General features: G+C 34.5%; 15 protein-coding genes and 1 pseudogene. 1 reads left to right on the forward strand and 15 read right to left on the reverse strand.

From position 1 onward, the window contains the following. Positions 1-10: 10 nt before the first annotated feature. From C558_RS31740 to C558_RS34810, 15 genes and pseudogenes are all read right to left on the reverse strand, one after another. Positions 11-616 carry a DegT/DnrJ/EryC1/StrS family aminotransferase gene (locus C558_RS31740; protein ID WP_083927253.1) on the reverse strand — a complete coding sequence of 202 codons (606 nt, stop codon included), beginning with the start codon at positions 614-616 and terminating at the stop codon, positions 11-13. Continuing rightward, a complete protein-coding gene (locus tag C558_RS35125; RefSeq protein WP_342662352.1) occupies positions 594-776 on the reverse strand; it encodes a dTDP-4-dehydrorhamnose 3,5-epimerase family protein in 183 nt (60 codons plus the stop codon). Before C558_RS35125 ends, C558_RS31740 begins: the two co-directional genes overlap by 23 nt. A gap of 164 nt (positions 777-940) precedes the next feature. Then, entirely contained in the window at positions 941-2176 is a 1236-nt protein-coding gene (locus C558_RS0123100; RefSeq protein ID WP_018758684.1) for a glycosyltransferase family 4 protein, read from the reverse strand. Between the two features lie 40 nt (positions 2177-2216). Further along, positions 2217-3347 (reverse strand): non-hydrolyzing UDP-N-acetylglucosamine 2-epimerase, encoded by a 1131-nt coding sequence (wecB, locus tag C558_RS0123105; protein WP_018758685.1) that lies wholly within the window; start codon positions 3345-3347, stop codon positions 2217-2219. A 1-nt stretch (position 3348) separates the two neighbouring features. Next, a complete protein-coding gene (locus C558_RS0123110) occupies positions 3349-4467 on the reverse strand; it encodes a polysaccharide biosynthesis C-terminal domain-containing protein (RefSeq protein WP_018758686.1) in 1119 nt (372 codons plus the stop codon). A gap of 24 nt (positions 4468-4491) precedes the next feature. Further along, a complete protein-coding gene (locus C558_RS0123115; RefSeq protein WP_026264095.1) occupies positions 4492-5541 on the reverse strand; it encodes a polysaccharide biosynthesis protein in 1050 nt (349 codons plus the stop codon). A gap of 331 nt (positions 5542-5872) precedes the next feature. Continuing rightward, positions 5873-6307, reverse strand: a pseudogene (locus C558_RS0123120) (IS110 family transposase); the annotation flags it as partial. A gap of 113 nt (positions 6308-6420) precedes the next feature. Next, complete coding sequence (locus C558_RS31745) at positions 6421-6771, reverse strand: EamA family transporter (RefSeq protein WP_018758689.1); 351 nt, start codon at positions 6769-6771, stop codon at positions 6421-6423. A gap of 14 nt (positions 6772-6785) precedes the next feature. Beyond that, positions 6786-7172: a DUF2304 domain-containing protein gene (locus tag C558_RS0123130; RefSeq protein WP_018758690.1), complete on the reverse strand. Its 387-nt coding sequence runs from the start codon at positions 7170-7172 to the stop codon at positions 6786-6788. Positions 7173-7183: 11 nt separating this feature from the next. Further along, the gene (locus tag C558_RS0123135; RefSeq protein ID WP_018758691.1) at positions 7184-7897 is read right to left on the reverse strand and encodes a glycosyltransferase family 2 protein; all 714 of its coding nucleotides are present in this window, start codon (positions 7895-7897) and stop codon (positions 7184-7186) included. Beyond that, on the reverse strand, positions 7897-10332 hold the full coding sequence (locus C558_RS0123140) for a DUF7657 domain-containing protein (RefSeq protein ID WP_018758692.1): 2436 nt from the start codon (positions 10330-10332) through the stop codon (positions 7897-7899). The genes C558_RS0123135 and C558_RS0123140 overlap by 1 nt, the downstream gene beginning before the upstream one ends. 519 nt (positions 10333-10851) lie before the next feature. Further along, the gene (locus C558_RS0123145) at positions 10852-13089 is read right to left on the reverse strand and encodes a glycosyltransferase family 2 protein (protein ID WP_018758693.1); all 2238 of its coding nucleotides are present in this window, start codon (positions 13087-13089) and stop codon (positions 10852-10854) included. A gap of 19 nt (positions 13090-13108) precedes the next feature. Continuing rightward, positions 13109-14611: a class I SAM-dependent methyltransferase gene (locus C558_RS0123150; protein WP_018758694.1), complete on the reverse strand. Its 1503-nt coding sequence runs from the start codon at positions 14609-14611 to the stop codon at positions 13109-13111. After that, positions 14608-15822: an ABC transporter ATP-binding protein gene (locus C558_RS0123155; RefSeq protein WP_018758695.1), complete on the reverse strand. Its 1215-nt coding sequence runs from the start codon at positions 15820-15822 to the stop codon at positions 14608-14610. The genes C558_RS0123150 and C558_RS0123155 overlap by 4 nt, the downstream gene beginning before the upstream one ends. Positions 15823-15838: 16 nt before the next feature. Next, positions 15839-17206, reverse strand: a complete 1368-nt coding sequence (locus C558_RS34810; protein ID WP_018758696.1) for an ABC transporter permease — start codon at positions 17204-17206, stop codon at positions 15839-15841. Positions 17207-17419: 213 nt separating this feature from the next. On the opposite strand from C558_RS34810, the gene C558_RS0123165 reads away from it, so the two are divergent. Next, positions 17420-19855, forward strand: a complete 2436-nt coding sequence (locus tag C558_RS0123165) for an O-antigen ligase family protein (protein ID WP_018758697.1) — start codon at positions 17420-17422, stop codon at positions 19853-19855. Positions 19856-19886: the final 31 nt, after the last annotated feature.

Consider the following 19886-nt stretch of genomic DNA (forward strand, 5'->3'; position numbering starts at 1 on the left):
ATAACACTCCTCATAAATAGAATTTCTTTACGCAATCTATTACCTTATCTATGTCTTCACTAGCCATGTGATAATATAATGGTAATCTTACTAATCTTTCGCTCTCAGTGGTAGTGATAACATCTTCACCATGAAATCTTCCGAATCTTTGGCCTGCATCTGAAGAATGTAATGGCACATAATGAAATACAGCTTGAACACTATTTTCTTTAGGGAAGTTAATCAATCTTGTTCTCTCTTCTTCACATAGAACAGCATTATGATCACACTCTTCTGGAATGTACGGCAAGTCCAATAGCCCATTCTTACCTAAATCAAATAATCCCTCATAATATCGATTCCAGGTGTTCAGTCTGTCGTTATTAATTTCTTCTGCTTGTTCTAATTGTGCATATAAGAAGCCTGCAATAATTTCACTAGGTAAATATGAAGAGCCTAAATCCACCCAGGTATATTTATCAACTTGTCCTCTAAAAAATCTCGAACGATCAGTACGCTTTTCACGAATTATCTCTGCTCGTTCAACAAATTGCTCACGGTTAGCTAGTAGAGCCCCGCCTTCACCACAGTTATAGTTCTTTGTCTCATGAAAACTATAACAACCTAAATGACCAATTGTCCCCTAGTATTTCCCTTTTACCAAATGTAGGACTGCTTTGTCTGATATTAACAACAGCATCATATACTGCACCTGCAGTAACGCGGACTAATTTTGTTTGTGCATTAGGCATCAATTGATAATGCAATCTTCTTATTGTACCCGCCTCAACAGACAATGAGTGATTATCCTGAATAAAGTCATATACAAATCATAGTTTACACAGTTTCTCTGCATTGTAGCTTTCCATAAAAAAAACCACGGCTACCTTCAAAAAATTGAGGCTCTAAAATAAAAACATCAGTAAAAATTTGTTTCAATAATCTTCATGATCTCTTCCACCTATTTGATAGCAGTTTTATTAAACATAAAGCTGGTTAACTTCTTTATTAAGCCATTTTTTCTAAAATTAGATCGATAATATTCATAACCGTTGGTACCCAATTGATTTAACTCATCATCAGTTAGTAAGCTCATCTTCTTAACATTCTCAGCTAAAGAAATATAATCTTCAGACGCACTAACTAATCCTGAATTACTTTCAGCTATAATCATACCCCCTTCGCCATCAAGAGATGCAAGAATCGGTTTGCCAGCAGCTAGATATGACTGAATCTTAGCAGGGAGAGTAATACTGAACAGTTCACTCTTAACCAGAGAAACGAGCATAACACTTGCCACATCATAATACTCTGGCATGTTAGCCATTGGCTTTCTTCCTACGAAATCCATGACCTCGGCAACTCCTATCTCACTAGCCCTATCTTCAGCCCATTTTCGAGTCATTCCATCGCCAACAATAATCCATTTTATGTTGGTATATCCATTATCCTTGCATACTTTAGCAGCCATAATTATCGTTTCAAAACTTTGCGCTGGTCCGATATTTCCTGCAAACATAACATTAAACGTCCCTGCAAACTTATTTTGAAGCTCAGGATCTTGACGTTTTTCTTCATATATTTCTTCAGCCCAATTGGGAAGATATAGAACTCTATTTTCACTAATCTGATATCTTTCTTGTATTAGCGACTTAATCCCGTTCGACGTTGTCATGAAATAGTCAAATCGCCTATAAAGACTATTCGAAATCTTAGTGAATAATACTTTATAGATCGAAGAGTTATAATTATACACTGAAAATAAACTTTCAGGCCAAAGGTCCAAAATGTATAAATAGGTTTCTTTTTTAAACATTCTTCTAGCTATCAATGCTGGAAATGCCATAAACACAGGCGTTAATTGATAAACCATAATTTTATCATAATTACGCTTTCTCAATTTAAAAAGTTGCAGTAATGAGAATATCGGAAATGTAATGTAATTTAATAAAACTTGTAATGCATTCCCACTGCCACGAGGAATAAGGAAGCTTCGATAAACTTTGACTCCTTCATACTCCTCTTGTCTTTGCTTAAATAAGGAATACCCTTCAAAACATTTCCCTTGAGGATAATTTGGGATTCCACAAATAACATCTACTTCGTAACCTAACTCCACTAACGATTTCGTAATATCATTAATTCTGAATTCTTCAGGCCAAAAGTGTTGGCAAATGACAAGTATTTTTTTTGTCATTAACTTATTCCCTTCGTTTAATATGATGAAGGGGAGACTATTAGTCTCCCTTTCTCCAAACAAACTTATTAATGATCTTAGTATAGCTTTGAATAATTTTAACAACCTTTACAGATACATTACTGTCTATATAATCTATCGCCATCTCCACTTGCTCAGCATTATCCCACATGTCACGGCATAATGTTATAGCTTGAATGATTTCATCAGACTTAATCCCACCTATAACTACCGTCCCTTTATCAAGCACTTCAGGTCGCTCTGTGGAGGTTCTTATTAATACCGCTGGGAAGTGAAGTATTGCTGATTCTTCAGACAATGTACCACTATCTGATATAACGCAATATGCATTCATTTGCAATTTATTATAGTCAATAAATCCAAATGGCTTTAATTGTCGAACTAATGGATGGAATTTAAAGCCTCTTTCCACTATTCTCTTCCAACTTCTAGGGTGTGTAGAATAGATAATAGGGATTTGATGCATTTCGGCTAACTCATTTAATCCATTCATTAAGGACATAAAATTATCCTCGTTATCGATGTTCTCCTCACGATGTGCTGAAACTAAAATATATTGACCCGTCTCAAGATTTAATTTTCCCAAGATGGTACTACCTGTTATCTTATACATCTGATTGCGAAGAACCTCTGTCATCGGGGATCCTGTAACAAAAATATGTTCTTTCCTAAACCCTTCTGACATTAGGTAGCGTCTACTATGTTCCGTATAAGGAAGATTAATATCACTAATATGATCGACTATTTTACGATTAATTTCTTCCGGAACATTCTGATCAAAACAGCGATTTCCAGCTTCCATATGAAAGATTGGAATCTTTAATCGTTTAGCCGAAATTGCGCTTAACGCACTATTGGTATCACCTAGAATTAATAAAGCGTCTGGTTTCTCCTTTTGAAGAACTTCGAATGACTTTGAAATGATGTTCCCCATTGTCTCCCCAAGGCTATTTCCAACTGAATCCAGAAAGTAGTCAGGTTTGCGTAGTTCAAGCTCCTCAAAGAAAACTTCATTCAATGTGTAATCCCAGTTTTGTCCTGTATGAACAAGAACATGGTCAAAATACTTATCACAAGCCTTTATACACTCTGATAGTCTAATTATTTCAGGACGTGTTCCTATAATAGTCATCAACTTTAATCTATTCACATTAAACCTCCAAATAATAGGTATCTGGTCTAGACTTATCGAATACTTCATTAGCCCAAAATAATGTTACAAGCTCGGTATCACCAATATTAGTAATAGAGTGTGTATATCCAGGTGGAATATCTACTACTTCTGGATCATTACCACTCACAACATATTCCAAGACAGTGTGATCTTCTATTCCACGAAACTTAATAACAGCTTGCCCCTCAACTACTAAAAACTTTTCAACCTTGGTATGGTGCCAATGATTTCCTCGAGTAATCCCTGGTTTCGTTCTCGAGATAAAAATTTGACCAAACTTATCTGATTTCATAAATTCTGAAAGCCAACCGCGATTGTCACTATTTTTGTTTAAATGATAAGAAAAATTGTCAGGAGACAAGTACGATAAATAAGTAGAATATAAGCAACGTGTAAAATCGTCACTCACTTCTACTGATTGCAATGATGTTCTGCTTTTCTTAAACTGATGCAATTGTTCTGCAATACGACTTAGGGAGACATTGAATGACTTGGTTATATTGTAATGAGTTCCTTGCGTATACTCTTTATCCGTTAGATGATCGCTAAAGCTCTGAACAACATCATCTATATACACCAAGTTAATTTCCTTACTCGGCTCATGAATATCAATAGCCAGATCATGTGCAATATTATTGGCCCAAGTTGCAATAACCGAATTGTAATTTGGCTTGCACCATTTTCCAAATACATTAGGAAGACGATAAATATATACGGGTGCTAACTGCAATGATCGATAGTTCAACACAATTTCTTCTGCTGCTCTCTTGCTATTACCGTAAGGATTATCCATTTCGGCTTGTAAAGATGAAGTTAATAATAACGGAGTTCTCTTATTATTCTCTATTAATATCTGAATAATCATGTCGGTTAAGTCTCGATTACCTACAAGAAATTCGTCTACATAGTCTGGTCTGTTTACTCCCGCTAGATGATAAATAAAATCTGCCTTCAGTACATACTCCTCTAATGTCTCATAAGAATTTTTTGATCCAATTCTCATTATCTCGCAATCTTCTCGCTGTTCTAACGCTACAGCAAGGTTTTTCCCGATAAAACCATACGCTCCAGTAATAAGAATTGCTCTTTGTTTCATCACACTTACTCCCAACATCAAATTTTATAAGATATCAATCAAGTCTGTAGACTCATCATTATCGTTGATCCCTAATTCATGTCGGATGACATCAAGCTTAAGAAGCAGCTCTTTGACTTTTTCTACATCTAGCTGCTCCGTGTTGTTGGAGTTGTAATCCTCTAATTGTGAGATTTTCTCTGCCCCCTCAGAAAAATACTTTTCATAATTTAAATCTCTTGTATCACTCGGAACTTTATAATAATGATCCATATCAATAGCCTTCGCCAGCTCTTCCCTAGTCAACAATGCTTCTGCTTGCTTCTCACCATGTCTTGTACCAATTATTCTAATTTCCGATTTAGATTCAAATAGTTCGAGCAAAGCTTTTGCTAATACTTCAATTGTAGAAGCAGGAGCTTTTTGAATAAAAGTATCACCATTCTCAGCATATTGGAATGCAAACAACACTAATTCAACCGCATCATCTAAGCTCATTAGAAATCGTGTCATTGAAGGATCTGTTATTGTGAGATCTTTTCTTTCTTTAATCTGATTAATAAACAAAGGAATTACTGATCCTCTAGATGCCATAACATTTCCATAGCGTGTTACACAAAGTGTTGTCTCTTCACTTGATAAGTTCCTGGACTTTGCAACGACAACCTTTTCTGCCATCGCCTTCGATATTCCCATGGAATTAATAGGATATACAGCCTTATCCGTACTTAATAAAATTAATTTTTTTACCTTGTTCTGTAACGCTGCATTCACAGCATTCTCAGTACCAATCGTGTTGGTCTTAACGGCTTCCATCGGATAAAATTCGCATGATGGTACTTGTTTCAGGGCTGCAGCGTGAAATACATAATCTACGCCTTTCATTGCATCATTTATACTATTAAAATCTCTAACATCACCGATATAATACTTTAATTTATCGCTCTTGAATCGATTTCTCATTTCATCTTGTTTCTTTTCATCTCGACTAAAAACTCTAATTTCTTTGATATCCGTATTAAGAAATCTTCTAACAACAGCATGTCCAAAAGAACCCGTTCCACCAGTGATTAACAACACTTTATTACTAAACAATTCAATCACTCCCACTATAAAGTAATGTTTTCTCCTGTTTTCTCGCTTATTCTTAAGATTTCAACTTTGACAGTTAAGAGGTGCTGGTGGAGAATGTAGTCTGCACCACGATTTTCTGTATGAGCGTAGGCAGGAACAGAGCTCAAGATCGTTAAGGTTCCAAAACTGCGGATAATTGGTTATGGTCGCACAGTGGATCTCCATACTCACCCTTGGGGTTTACCCTCCCATGTCACGCTGGGTCTATGCCCTTACATTCCTTCGTTCTACCTCTCAAGGGATGGATGCCGATTCTCTCTCCTTTACAGGGTCATTGCCCTTACGGTGTGTAGTTCGTCGGCAGTTTCGGCTCGGAGTGCTTTCCATTCCGTATGAGATCCGCGATAACTTTTGCATCCTTGTAGTCGCTCTTTGTTGGCGAGTTGTCTTCAAGCTCTTTCGTCTTGTTGACATGATGAGGATTCACGACGACAACCTGAATACCTTGATTTTGCAAGAAAGCGGCTAACGGAAACCAGTAGTGTCCAGTAGGCCCGACGCCAAAAATAATGTCGGTTTTGCCATGCGCCTGCCCGAGTTCCTTCATCCACATTGCCAGCTTCGTCAGCCCTTCCTGGCTATTATGAAACGCACAATCCTTGCCAAGCTCAATCCCGCGAAAATCGACTGCACGAGCCACGTGGATTCTCTTGGCGATGTCCGCTCCGACGACCAGCGTTGATTCGGTAATGCGTTGATTTTGTTTCTGTTTCATCTTATACTTCATGGAGAGCGCCTCTTTCGTTTGGGATTTGTTCTTGGTGGAACGTTTCCCAGTATAACAAGTGGCGCTTTTTGTTTTCAAAGGGCAAATTACTTCATTACAGGAATGGCTCCTTATTATTTTTTAGGGATATTCAATAAAATCACACCGATCAATATAATACCTATAGCAATACCATTCAATGGACTAATTTTTTCTTTAAATATAAACACCCCGCCTATAATAACAGCAATATAACTTAAACTCGTGGTGATAGGTACTATGTAAGATAAGTCATATTTTTTCAGGAGGATTGCCCACATAAGAAAACCTAACATATAGGTAATTAAACCAAGTATCATATACACATTCAATTGTATATCCAATATCTTACTCCCAAATTGGATACTGGTACCTTCAGCTCCTAATTTCATGAAAATAAGACCGCTAACAGCAAATACTAAATACACAAAAATTAAAAACCACACCTATTATTACCACCTTATTTATGAAATGCTTCTCTCTCAATAGCTCGCATTTCCTTTTTCAATTGTAGAAGTTCATTCTTAATTAACCCAACTTCCTGAGTAAGTTCTTTAATCTTCATAGAGGACCGTGAAAGTGTAATGGTTAATGAAAAAATCAAAACATATCCGAAGAATATAGACACCAAAAACAAAGCATTTACTGCCATTTCAATTCCCATAATTTTAGATATCACTACGAATGAACTAGGAAATAACGCTAATAATACAATAACTAGTACCACCGCAAGCCATAACATAGAATACTTAAGTTCTAATTTGTACTTGCGAATCAAATTAATTAAATAAAATAAACATAAAAGTGCCCCAATAATAAGTATTAATTGCAATTTTAGAGGTAACAATTTTTATCCTCCTAAATAATCTGCTTACGCATTTTATCTAAAACTATGGCCAAAGATACTTTAAACATATAGTAGACTGATTTAAGCATAGTAATCGAAGACTTCCCATCTTTTCTTTCTTTCATATGTACAGGAACTTCTTTAATTCTATATTCATTTCTCTTTAGATACATTATTGATTCCGGTTCAGGATAATCAACGGGGTAGCGCTTTGTAAATAATTCTATTATTTGTTTATTGCAAGCTCTAAACCCCGACGTTGGATCAGTAATCATCTGTTTTGTTAATACCTTAAGTAATTTTGAGAAATAATTGATTCCCACTCGCCTTATTCTTGATGATTGAAACCCTAATTTCTCAATGTATCTCGAACCAATTACTAAATCGGCTTCATTATTTAATATTGGTTTAATCAAGACTTCAAGATAAGTTGGATCATGCTGCCCATCACCATCTACTTGAATTGCAATATCATAGCCATATTCTTTTGCATACTTATAACCTGTTTGTACAGCACCACCGATACCTAAATTACATGGGAGGTTAATAGTAGAAACATTTAATTCACTACAAACTTCACCTGTATTATCTAACGAACAATCATTAATAACTACTATATCAAGGCAACAACTTTCAATACTGACTTTGTTAATACTCTTAATAAGTGAGGTAATATTTTTAGCTTCGTTATATGCGGGAATAATCAACAGTATTTTTTTAAACATTATTGTTCTCCCTCTACTTTATAAATATAAAGATGGCTTATTGAATCATAATAATACTGTTTTAAATTTTTAAAATCAGCTAGTTCATTTGGGGATAAAACATATTTGGCCTCTACCTTATATAAATCATCAATATCTAGATCTACAACGACAACATCCGGACTCTTTAATTCGAAAGCTGTTGGGGCGTCCGATAAATGCACCATTATATGTGCATACCTATTATAAATATCATTGTACTTTTTCATTGGATCAAGTTTATCCCAGACTGATAAATCAGGATAAAAATGTACACTATTCAGTGAATTAGAACCGAGTGCTATTAAGTATTGTCCATTCACGAGACTATCTAGGGCTATCCACTTAGGGAAATTTTCATTATTATTTATTTCAATAATTTTATTTGCAATATTTTTATCAAATATTGCCCCAGTACCCTTTACTACTGGATTTACTGTAATTCCGGATATTATCAGAAAGCTTCCAATACCCACTATCAACATTTTTTTCATCCCTCTGAGCACAAAAAAATTCAATATTACAAAAAATATTATTGTAATATATGAAAATTCAGCAAGGTATTGCGCCATCTCGCTTCTAAACACTGACATGTAGTAAAGAATAAATACAAAGAAACAAATAATTACTGTTTGTGCTCTTGAATACGGTTTTTCACGAATAACTTCAGCAATAAACCAAATTGTAAGATAAAGAGCTGTTAGCCCAAAGGTAAATTGCATCAAACGATTTTCAGGAACAAATGAATACATTGTAATTTTTGCTATTGCCTCTGGATAAGATACAAATAACCATGACAATTGAAATAATAGATAAACAAAAAGAAAAACAGCTATTTTATTATGACTCAATGATTTTCGTAACCATAGTACACTAGTTAATACAATAGCAGGGAGAAAATTGAGAAAGCTACTAACCTCACTATTGTTAGAAAACGTAACTTCCTTATAAGGCAGTAACCAACTTATCAAATAGAGTTGAAGATTTGCAAATGAACCACCGCCTCCAGTAGATATTCTACTTCCTGGATATGCTGTATTTAATAGTATGTTAATATCTTCTTTAGAATTAATAATGAATAAAGCAAGCGTTAACATGACTAAGACAATTGCCCCTCCAAATGCAAACCATTCAGATCTCGATATTCTTATTTTTTTTACATCAGTACTAAATATAATAGCTGCTAAAAATACTAGTGTTAAAAAACCTAACGGAACTTGAGTTGCTGGATATATGCTAAAAATAAATCCAATCGAACTGAATGCTGCCAAAAATATTAATCCGATTCTAACCTTTTGACTTTTTGATTTTAAGAAATAAATCGTAGCAACAATGATAGCTTGAGAATATATTATTGATTCAACAAATGACGTAGAATACCACCACTGTACAGGAGCCGAAAAAGCGATCCAAAAAGCCCCTATAACAGAAATCCCCTTATTCCCTTTTGTTAAATACATACATATTTCAAATGAAAGTAATATTAGTAATATTAATTTTGAGAACCAGAACCATGATAAACCATAATCTGTTCCAAACAATAGAAAACCCCATAAAAACGGCTTTCCTAATGTCTCAAGTGTGAATGTCGGGGCATTAGCTAAAACCATGTTTTGCCCATTTGATCTAATCATCTCGTTTTTATACTCAAATAACTCTGCATGTTGTGCCTGAGATAATAGATAAGGTGTTTGAACTAACCATTCATCACTTCTAATCCCCCTTTCCACACCCAATATTTTTGAGGACTCATGGTCACCGGGGACATATATATCCCACATACCAATAGAAGAACCATTGATTTTAAACAAAACAAGAATAACAAAAAGGACCAAGCCTAGTATGTATCGATACTTAATTACTTCGTTCAAATACCTATAAAATATATAGATTAATAATACAAAAATTGTAATCAGCAGTGTTCTTATTATGAGCTTCTCTAAGTTTATAGAGACTAATTTAGGTGGTACTAACATAATTTCATTTATACTAAAATGATCATCGGGTAGGTTTGTGAAATCTAATCTAAGACTCTCAACTTTATCATCTATGTTAATTGTGTAAGTATTTTGACCAGAAATACTATCTTGTTTAAAAGAATTATCTTCTGAATAGCCATTCGATTTTGATCCAGTATAAAAAACTTGTAGTGTTCCTCCGCTATTTTCATACGTAAGATCTAATTTTATCTCAGAAATTCTTTTATCAATATTCTTGATCTCTATCCAAGAATCGTTGCTTGTTGATAAATACCCATTAGAAGTTTTTTGCAAATCATGTGTTAACTCATTCACAATACTTAATTGCTCTTCACTTTTTCCAATACCATAAATAAAATAATCTTTATTAAAATAAAGATATTGTACCAAAAAAACTATTATTACTAATACAATTAAACCCAAAGTCTTTTTTCTCATTCTAACGTGCTCCCTCTAAATGTTCCCATAACCTTAGACCCAGGAAATAGAATTAAGATACGTAATACATAGTCAAATGTGAAGTGTTGACTTCCATCTGTTACAAGAAACTTACTCTTAAGCCATTAAAAATAGACCGTTGAATGAGATGACTAAAGAATAAGCTCTTTGCTTACTTCGTAGCTATAGGTACGTTTGATAGTTTAACACAGTGATTTGACATGAAACCTCTACGGGCATGAGTACTCGCGAAGGCCGCAAATCACAAGGACTTCGCGATGCTATTTTAGCATACCCACCTCTCCATATAAAATCTCTATCTCTATTACCTATGTAGGTAGCGAGAGCATTATATTCTATTATCCCTTCCTTATCAGTTACCCTTTTTGAACATAGATTGAAATTATTTCTTTTAACGGTTATCTCTAAAAATAATGAGTATATATAACAACTAAGTCATTTAATTACCTAAAATGTGAATCCCATTCTCAAAAACTCTTACGGTTAATTGCAGACTATTCATTTCAAACATAGTCCAAAATCTTCCTTATCCTTAGTGAGATGATTACTATAATGAGGGTCTATTTCTAATTTTTCTCCCCACTTCTTCTTCATATAATTCACTTCTCTATTAAATCTTTCTATTTTCTCAGGAGTATCTTCATGTCCTCTACTCTTTGATTCATGATGATATAGCTTCACATGAGGAAGCCATACATTGTTATAGCCTTTCTCTCTAATTTTCAGACAAAAATCGACATCATTAAAAGCTACAGCGAGTTCTTCTTCAAGCCCCCCCACTTCAAGAAAGCGAGTTTTTTTAACCATTAAACAAGCCGCTGTTACTGCAGAATAATTACTAACCATTTTTATTCTGCTAAAGTACCCATTCTCATTTGAGTCAAAATATTTATGGCTATGTCCTGCAACACCACCTATTCCAAGCACTACACCTGCATGTTGAATTGTATTATCTGGGTATAATAAACAAGCACCAACTACTCCTACTTCCTTTCTAATAGCCTGGCCCGCCATATCTGAAAGCCAAGATTCGCTTATGACTTCTATGTCGTTATTTAATAATAAAATCAAATCCCCCTTAGCATAATTTACCCCTATGTTATTTAATTTTGAATAATTGAATGGTATGTCTGCTCTAATGACTCTAAATCTATCAATTTCTTTATTTATCCAGTATTCAAACAGTTCTAATGTAATTTCATCATCAGTACCATTATCTATTACAATCACTTCAAAATGGTCATATTGGGTAAACCTAAATATAGACTGCAAGCATTTGTCCAATACTTCACCCATATTTCTCGTAGGGATAATAATGGAAACAAGAGGGTTGCTAGTCGGCATATGATTGAGTATATATAGATTTGGAATCCCTTCAACTTGGCGCACTTCCGCATCATATCCTCGTCTTTGAATTGTTTCATTCAATGCCCTAATGCCAACATCACTTGTATAGTTTTTAACCTCTGAAGACGAAGCCGTAGAACATGCAATAGTTCTCCAATGATACAATACCTTAGATATGTGTTTAATTCTATTTGTTCGTTCAGTAATTCTTAATACTAGATCATAATCCTGACTCCCTTCAAATCCTTTTCTAAAACCACCAACTTCTTGAATTATTTTTTTTCTATAAACACTAAAATGACACGTGTACATCTGGGAAAGTAGCATATCTGGTGACCAATCTGGTTTGAAAAATGGAGAATGTCTTTTCCCAACAACACTTATTTTGTCCTCATCACTGTAAATCATATCCGTATCAGGGTATGCATTTAATAACATTACATTCTCGTATAGTGCATCGATGGTTAACTCATCATCATGATCAAGAAGCCCCACAAACTCTCCTGTTGCAATTTCTAAGGCTGAATTGGAACAGGCCGAGATATGCCCATTGGATTCTCTATATACAACTTTAATGCGAGTGTCTAGTAACATATATTCATCTAACACTTTTCTGATGTGAGGTTTGGTTGATGCGTCATCAGCAATGCATAGTTCCCAATTTGTATATAACTGATTTTGAACAGATTGAATACATTTTCTCAACCAAATCTCGTCGACATTATATACAGGAAGAATAATAGATATAAGTGGTAGATACTCGAAATTGTTTATTTCACTTTTAATTCTGATTTGATCATGTTCAGTTAAAGTATTTTCATCTACCCAAATTGAATAATCGTTATAGTTAAGTTTATTTTCCAGACCAACTCGCTTTATTTTTGCCCATAGCGATTTGGCTCCATTTGTACGGAATTCTGCCAAGACTTTCTTCGCCAGTTTATATATTTCTTTTGGGGATACACCATCTTGCTCTAGTACTTTTGTCAATGAATGTACTAGTAATCTTCCTCTAAATACTTTTTTAAGAGTAAAACAGTTGAAAACGAAACTAAGCAATAATTTTTCCCCTGTATCAATTCTCAATCGGTTAGCACCATGAGGTATAAATACAAAACCTTTTTGATAGCCTCTTCCTTTTAATATGCTTGAGAAATTAATACTTCGAGATTCATCGAAGCCATGACCATTATCCCAGTAAAGTTTTAGTGGGATTCGCTCTGCTGCTTCCGAATACCATTCGAATCTATTCCAACCTGATTTAAACTTACCTTCAAGAATAAAATGTGGATCTTCTCCAATGGAGCACCACTTATCTTCCTTTAATACTAAATCCGATACCGGAGTTAATTTCATATTGCCTTTTCGAGTATACTTCAATCCGTCCACATCTACCTTCCATTCATAATCATTTTTTCAACATACCTTTCACTCTACTTATAATCTTCCAACTTCTAGATTGATAAATAGAATTCAATAACGCTTCTTGTTCTTGATTAGAATACTGAAGTGAGTTAACTTCATCATTTTTATGTTCGATACACTCTTTCAATTTCTCTACTTCTTGAACTAACTCATTAATATCTTTGCTTAAACCCTGGATCTTACTATCTAAGTCTTTATTCATTTCATTCAACACTTCATTTTGTAGTTGTTGTGCTTCATAATATTTTTCTCTTTGATGCAGAACTTCGATTAAGTATGAAACATCTGAAATTAAGATATTCAACTCGAAACTAATACTTTTTAATTCTATGCCTTTCTCAAATTCAATGACGAGATTAGGGTCATCTTTATCAAACAGATAAACATCATCAAGTTTATCGATATAATTCCCACTAACATAAAACGAAATCTCATTTCCATGATTAATACATATATTTCGTAGTTTAAAAATCCCTTTATAATTAGATGGATCTATCCTTACTGATTTTATTTCTTTATCCAACTCATTGTTAACACTATAAAATCGAGATTGTTGTTCAGTATGAGATAATACAATGCTATACTCCTCACTAAACCCTTTACCATAATCAAAGAAAACTTGAGCAAAATCGTCATGTGCATACTCTTTAGTACTTACAGGTATCTCTGTTTGATCCAATGTATTGAATAATTGATAGAATATACTTTCTAGTTCATTTAACTTTTTTATAGCATCATAATCTTTTTCAGTGTTTGCAATGGACTCGATATGATCTACGTTATTTTTCTTAGAGCCCACAACAATCTTCCTATAAGAATTCTCAGTATAGTCATTAGGGAATATATATCGGTTATAGAATGTGTCGATTTCACTTCTATAAAGGGAAGTCTCACCTTTCTTTGCTGCAAAGAAATGCATATTCATTATTTTTTCCCACACATTAACATCTCCATGAGACAAAAAAGCATGATCGACTTTTAGGACAGACAAATGCGAGACTAACTCTTCAAAATCAGGCAAACCATTCTCTCTATGCTCATCCAACCAAATAAAATCAGTATGAAATAAACTTTTATAAACCGCGTTCGTTCTTATTTCTGCACTTTCTACATGCGCTGAATGAAATGGTGCTGTAATAATGAAAAACTCAGAACTCACTCTATTTAATTCTTGAACAAACATTTGTCTTCTCTCGACTGGAATATGCTCATATACATCTAAAGCTACAACTACATCAAATGAATCATCATTGAACTCCATTTGTGTAGCGTCACCCTCGATATACTTTGGATGATTTCTCAAATGCTCTGGAAGTGACAGATCCAAGTACGTAATTTCATCGCTTGGAAGAAATCTCTCTAAATTTTGGTGTTCATTTGCTCCTACTTCAAGAATTTTTAATTTACTATTGTTTCTTAGTTTGTCCACTACTAATTTTACATTGTTATATCGCTGAAACTGGTCGAATAATACATGTTCTATCATTTGATCACTTCCCAACCATGGTTAATATAGAACTGACCTTCCGAAAAATACTTATTAGTAACGTGGAATTCGATTGCTTCTTGCTTGTAATCTATACATACTATTCCTTCGTTATTAAATACACCTATATCAAGCAAGTAAGTTCCAGATAAAATAGGTAGCTCTGGAATAATATATTTCACTACATGTCTCCCTAAATTGTTTGGTATTTCTATTTTTTCCAGATAAGTATTCGGTCCAAAAATGTATTCTCTCTTAGGCGTATATATAGCTACTCCTAGTAAAAAGCCTTCAATTATTTCTTCATAAATTTCATATTCGACTTCAACTTCAAACCGATCAAAGCAATTAAAGTTTGCCTTATTCAACTTATATTTTGTGATCAGTGACATGATTTCATTATTCAGAGGAACAACAAAGTCTTCTTCAACTTCCATGCATACATCTAGCTCAATCTTCTTATTCAAATCCGGTACCACATCGTTTTTCATGTAATCCTCATACAAATCCACTACTTCACTTGATTGTCCACTTACAATTAATTCTCCATCTTTTATCCACAATGCTTTATTACAAAAACGCTTCACCTGCTCTGTTGCATGTGAAACAAACAAAATTGTAGTTCCTTCTTCTTTTAATTCTTTCATTTTATTTATACATTTTATTTGAAATCGACTATCTCCAACTGCCAGTGCTTCATCAACAATTAATAGATCCGGTTCGACATTAATAGAGACAGCAAATGCAAGCCTTGCAAACATTCCACTTGAATATACTTTAACCGGTTGCTCAATAAAATCTCCGATATCGGCGAACTCAATAATTGAATTTAATTTTTCTTCAATTTCTGAATTCGTCAACCCCATCATCATACCATTCAGAAAAATATTTTCTCTTCCTGTGTATTCTGGATTAAATCCTGCACCCAGTTCTAATATCGCAGAAATCCTACCATTTACATCTATTGTTCCTGACGTTGGAGTCAAGACTCCTGTAATCATTTTTAACAACGTGGATTTACCCGATCCATTTTTACCTAGTATGCCAATAGCATCACCTTTATTCACTTGAAACGTAAGTCCATTTAAAGCACGAAACTCTTTATAATGCTTTTTTTTACCAGGGAGGATCGCCTCCTTTAATCTATCAAACGGAGAATCATATAATTTATAAGTTTTCACTAGTTTTTCTACATTTACTATTACACTCATATTCAGCCCTCCTTTTCTAAATCACATCAGAAAAATGCGGCTTTAATCTTTTAAATATTTTTACCGCTACTACAAGCAAAAATGTACAGAACATCCAGAAATATAGCGTATAATAAGGATGCTCGAAAAAATAAATATGATGAACTAAAGTATCTCTGAAACCCTCGACAATATAAAACACTGGATTTAACTTAAATATCCACAACCACGAGGCTGGTACCATCTCGAAAGACCATCCAATTGGAGTAAACCAGAAACCTATTTGCAGAATAATCATAACTATTTGATTTAAATCCCTAAAAAACAGAACTACAGACGACACTATTATTGATGTAGCTAAAACCAAAACAAGCGAACATACGATATAATATAGTAATTGTATATGAATCAATTGAAAGTGGTAACCATAAATCATATATATAACCAATAGAAACAGAATAAAGAATCCATGTACAAAAAATGCGGATACTATTTTCACTGCTGGTAAAACCTCTATTTTAAAAACAACTTTTTTAACTAAGTAACTATATTCCATAAAAACATTCGTTGACGAAGAGATTGCTTCTGAATAAAAAAACCATGGAATTATACCAGCTATAAACCATAATATAAATGGGACGTTTGAAACACCGCCCGCCCTTAAACCCACTTCAAAAACAAACCAGTAAGTCAAAATCATAACAATAGGTTGTATAAATCCCCATATAACTCCTAAATAAGAAGAAGCATACTTCGTTCGAAAATCATTTTTTGCTAATTTAAAGATCAATGCTCTACTATTAACTAATTCTTTAATATATATAATAGTGTCTCTACCATAAATAAATATCACACAACATATTAGTGATAAAATTATACTAATAGCTGCTCCAATAACAACCTGAATAAAGTTAATGTTAGTCATACTTTTAGTAATAAAAGTATCTACTTTAAAAATAGTATATGGGTCCTCCCCCAGAGATGATACTTTCACCTGTTGTTCATTAATTGAGGAAATACTTAACTGATTCTTATCTATTTTAAAAACTTCATTTAATGGTATTAAAATCGAATGGTTACCGTGCACTGAAATATCTTTAACATCGAATTTTGCAGGCTTTCCACCAAAATCAATCCGAATAAATTTAGTGTTTTTAGGTATTTCGAAATTAAGTTTTTCCCAATCATTCATATCCTTATATGTCTTATGAATCGAATTCGCTTCTGTCCAATCAGCATCATAAGAACTAGAGTAGAACATCTGAATATCTGTTTCGATCGTAGATTTAAGTTCGACTGTTAGCTTGGGTAAAGTATTATCTCTTTGATAATAACTCGTCATGAAAAAAAACAACACAAAACATATGATAAATCCAATTATAATATCAGTCTTTTTTCTGCTCATAACTTCTCCTAGACTCAAATTGTTTATTCACATTCATTAAAACACATCTTTTACTCACAACTTAACAATTGTATCAAAGCTGTATACTCAACACTACCACAAAAGTGATGTAATGTTACCTACACTTATTATACTATACATATTTCCCTTCTCCCCTACAGATATGGTAAAATGATGTCGTTATTTCGGAACGGAAAAGGAGATTATAGAAAAATGTCAAATCCTACTTATGGGAAGAAGAGCAGCACTCCAAAAAGCATTATTGGACTGCAGCAGCAAGAAAACCCTCTAATCTATTGGATTTTAATGGGTGTATTCGTTCTCTTCTTACTCTGGTCCCCACTATGGGCCGCATTATTTAATGGACAACAGATTGCTTTTGAAAGACCACTTTATGAAGCAGTGCGCTGGGTATCTATTATTATGTTGGTCTTGGGTATCTATCTATTTAAAAACTGGAAACCAAAAGACCTGAAAGACTGGTATGCAATCCTCATTTTTGCATTGCCATTGACTTATCTCATATCACTAATTCCTGCAGCTTCACACTATCAAGCCTTAAATATGGTCTATATCTATTTGATCTACGCGGTCATTTTTGTCATCGGTCTCTATTTTACACGAAAAACACGTGATAATTCGATTATCCAGAATACATTGCTAGTTTCGACATATTTCACTGTATTTTTCGGACTATTCCATTGGTTCGGCAACAGCAAGTTTATAGCAGCTGCGTTAGGGTGGTTAATCCCTCTTAAATCGCCGACAGGTACATACCTGGATGCTGTCATGATAGACTCTAACGGTCTGCGTTTGACGTCATTCTTTCAATATGCGAATACATATGCGGCATTTTTGATCGCAATTCTATTTGCAGCTGCGTTCCTTCTCGTTAAAAGTCGGAAGTGGTATGTCTCAGCCATTCATGCGTTTATGCTTGTGCCTATAATACTATCCTTCTTTTTAACTCTTTCTCGTGCAGCATACGTTATTCTGCCAGTCGTGTTCTTGATCGTCATTCTGTGCCTCAAACCTTATCGACAAATTATGTATACCGTCCACGTAGCGCTCGCGTTCATTGCTTCGATGGCCATTTTAAATAAGGTGACAACGATTGGTATTGCTGTAAACGGACAATTTAATGGATCTGAGTCCTTAAAAGGTTGGATGTTAACTCTCGGGGTTTCAATCCTTGTTGCAATAATCGCAACATTGCTACAACATTTTGTAACACCATGGCTGCAACAAAAACTTAACAGCTTTGGACAACGTAAAGCATCATCTCTTGTTATGCCAGCTGCAGCGGTCATTTTAGGCCTGGCAATGGTATTAATATTTATTGGCACAAGCGCGAAAAACCTACTTCCTGAGAACGTGAAAATCCGTCTCGAGAATATCAACTTCCAACAGCATAGTGTTCTTGAGCGTGCAACGTTCTATAAGGATGCGATGAAGTTGGTTGCTGACTATCCTGTATTCGGTGCCGGGGGTGGCGCATGGTATTCGATGTATGAAAAATATCAGCACAACCCGTATACAAGCCGTCAAGCGCATAGCTTCTTCTTCCAAAACATTGTTGAGGTCGGAATTGTAGGTTTCCTTGTTCTTGTTGGTTTATTGATTCTATTCTTCTATACGTATATTAGAAATTATGTGAAAAGTGATGAAGCGAGCCGTGATTCGCATTTCTACTATTTCATTATTGCGATCGCGCTTCTCATTCATAGCATTCTAGACTTTGATATCAGCTACGTGTACGTCGGTGTGCTGCTATTCTTATGTCTTGGAGCTATGCTATCAAATATACAGCCTAAAGAATCCAAGAAGATGAAGAATGTCCAGGCTATTAAATGGGCATATCCTTCACTGATCTCAGTGCTTGCCATTGTGATGTTTATCTTTGCTCAAATGTCGCTAAGCGCAAATGCAAGCTTTATGAAATCGCTCGACATGGTTCAGCAGCAGACAAGTAAAGACTATAATGAAATCGTTACGCCGATTAATAAAGCATTAGGACTACGTGAGAATCCTGACTATGCTCAACTAAAAGTTCAATTACTTCAATCCGTGTATAGCCAGAACCAGAACCAACAGTTCTACGATGAAGCACAGAACCTATTAGTTAAAACATTAGCGAAAGAACCTTATAATTTCCAATTAATAAGTTTACAAATGAATCAATATGAGCTGCTAGGTGATAAGAAAAACTTACTTAAACTTGTTGAGGATCAGCTAACGAACTTCCCATGGAATATGTCCCTCTATGAGAAAGTGATCCAATTGAACACGGAGTTGGAAAGCTACGATGCGGCATTAGGAGCTTATCAAAAAATTCTCGATCAAAAACAAGTCCTTGCTTCATTGCCCAAAGAACAGTTACAAGGTCGAGCATTTGATATAACACCGAAGATCAACTTAAATGTTGCCCAAATTTATTTCAATCAAGCTGACTATGCGAAAGCCGCAACTTTTATTAAGCCTCTGTTAACAGCTGATTATAATGATCCAGTTAATAGAGATATGGCTCGTTGGTATATCGTTTCCTTACAAAAACAAGGTACAACAGATCAAAGCGTATACGATGCGCTTATAGCAACAGATGCTAGTGAAAAAGAAGTACTTGCTGCAATTGCAGCAAGCGCAAAATAGAAAATATTAAACGCCTTGAGCAAGGTATTAA

The organism is Paenibacillus terrigena DSM 21567 (assembly GCF_000374845.1).
GTDB lineage: Bacteria > Bacillota > Bacilli > Paenibacillales > Paenibacillaceae > Paenibacillus_K > Paenibacillus_K terrigena.

Coding starts and splice junctions, on each gene's coding strand:
- C558_RS0123100 (WP_018758684.1), bottom strand. CDS start 2,176: ATGACAAAAAAAATACTTGTCATTTGCCAACACTTTTGGCCTGAAGAA.
- C558_RS0123110 (WP_018758686.1), bottom strand. CDS start 4,467: ATGAAACAAAGAGCAATTCTTATTACTGGAGCGTATGGTTTTATCGGG.
- C558_RS0123135 (WP_018758691.1), bottom strand. CDS start 7,897: ATGTTTAAAAAAATACTGTTGATTATTCCCGCATATAACGAAGCTAAA.
- C558_RS0123140 (WP_018758692.1), bottom strand. CDS start 10,332: ATGAGAAAAAAGACTTTGGGTTTAATTGTATTAGTAATAATAGTTTTT.
- C558_RS0123150 (WP_018758694.1), bottom strand. CDS start 14,611: ATGATAGAACATGTATTATTCGACCAGTTTCAGCGATATAACAATGTA.
- C558_RS0123155 (WP_018758695.1), bottom strand. CDS start 15,822: ATGAGTGTAATAGTAAATGTAGAAAAACTAGTGAAAACTTATAAATTA.
- C558_RS34810 (WP_018758696.1), bottom strand. CDS start 17,206: ATGAGCAGAAAAAAGACTGATATTATAATTGGATTTATCATATGTTTT.
- C558_RS0123165 (WP_018758697.1), top strand. CDS start 17,420: ATGTCAAATCCTACTTATGGGAAGAAGAGCAGCACTCCAAAAAGCATT.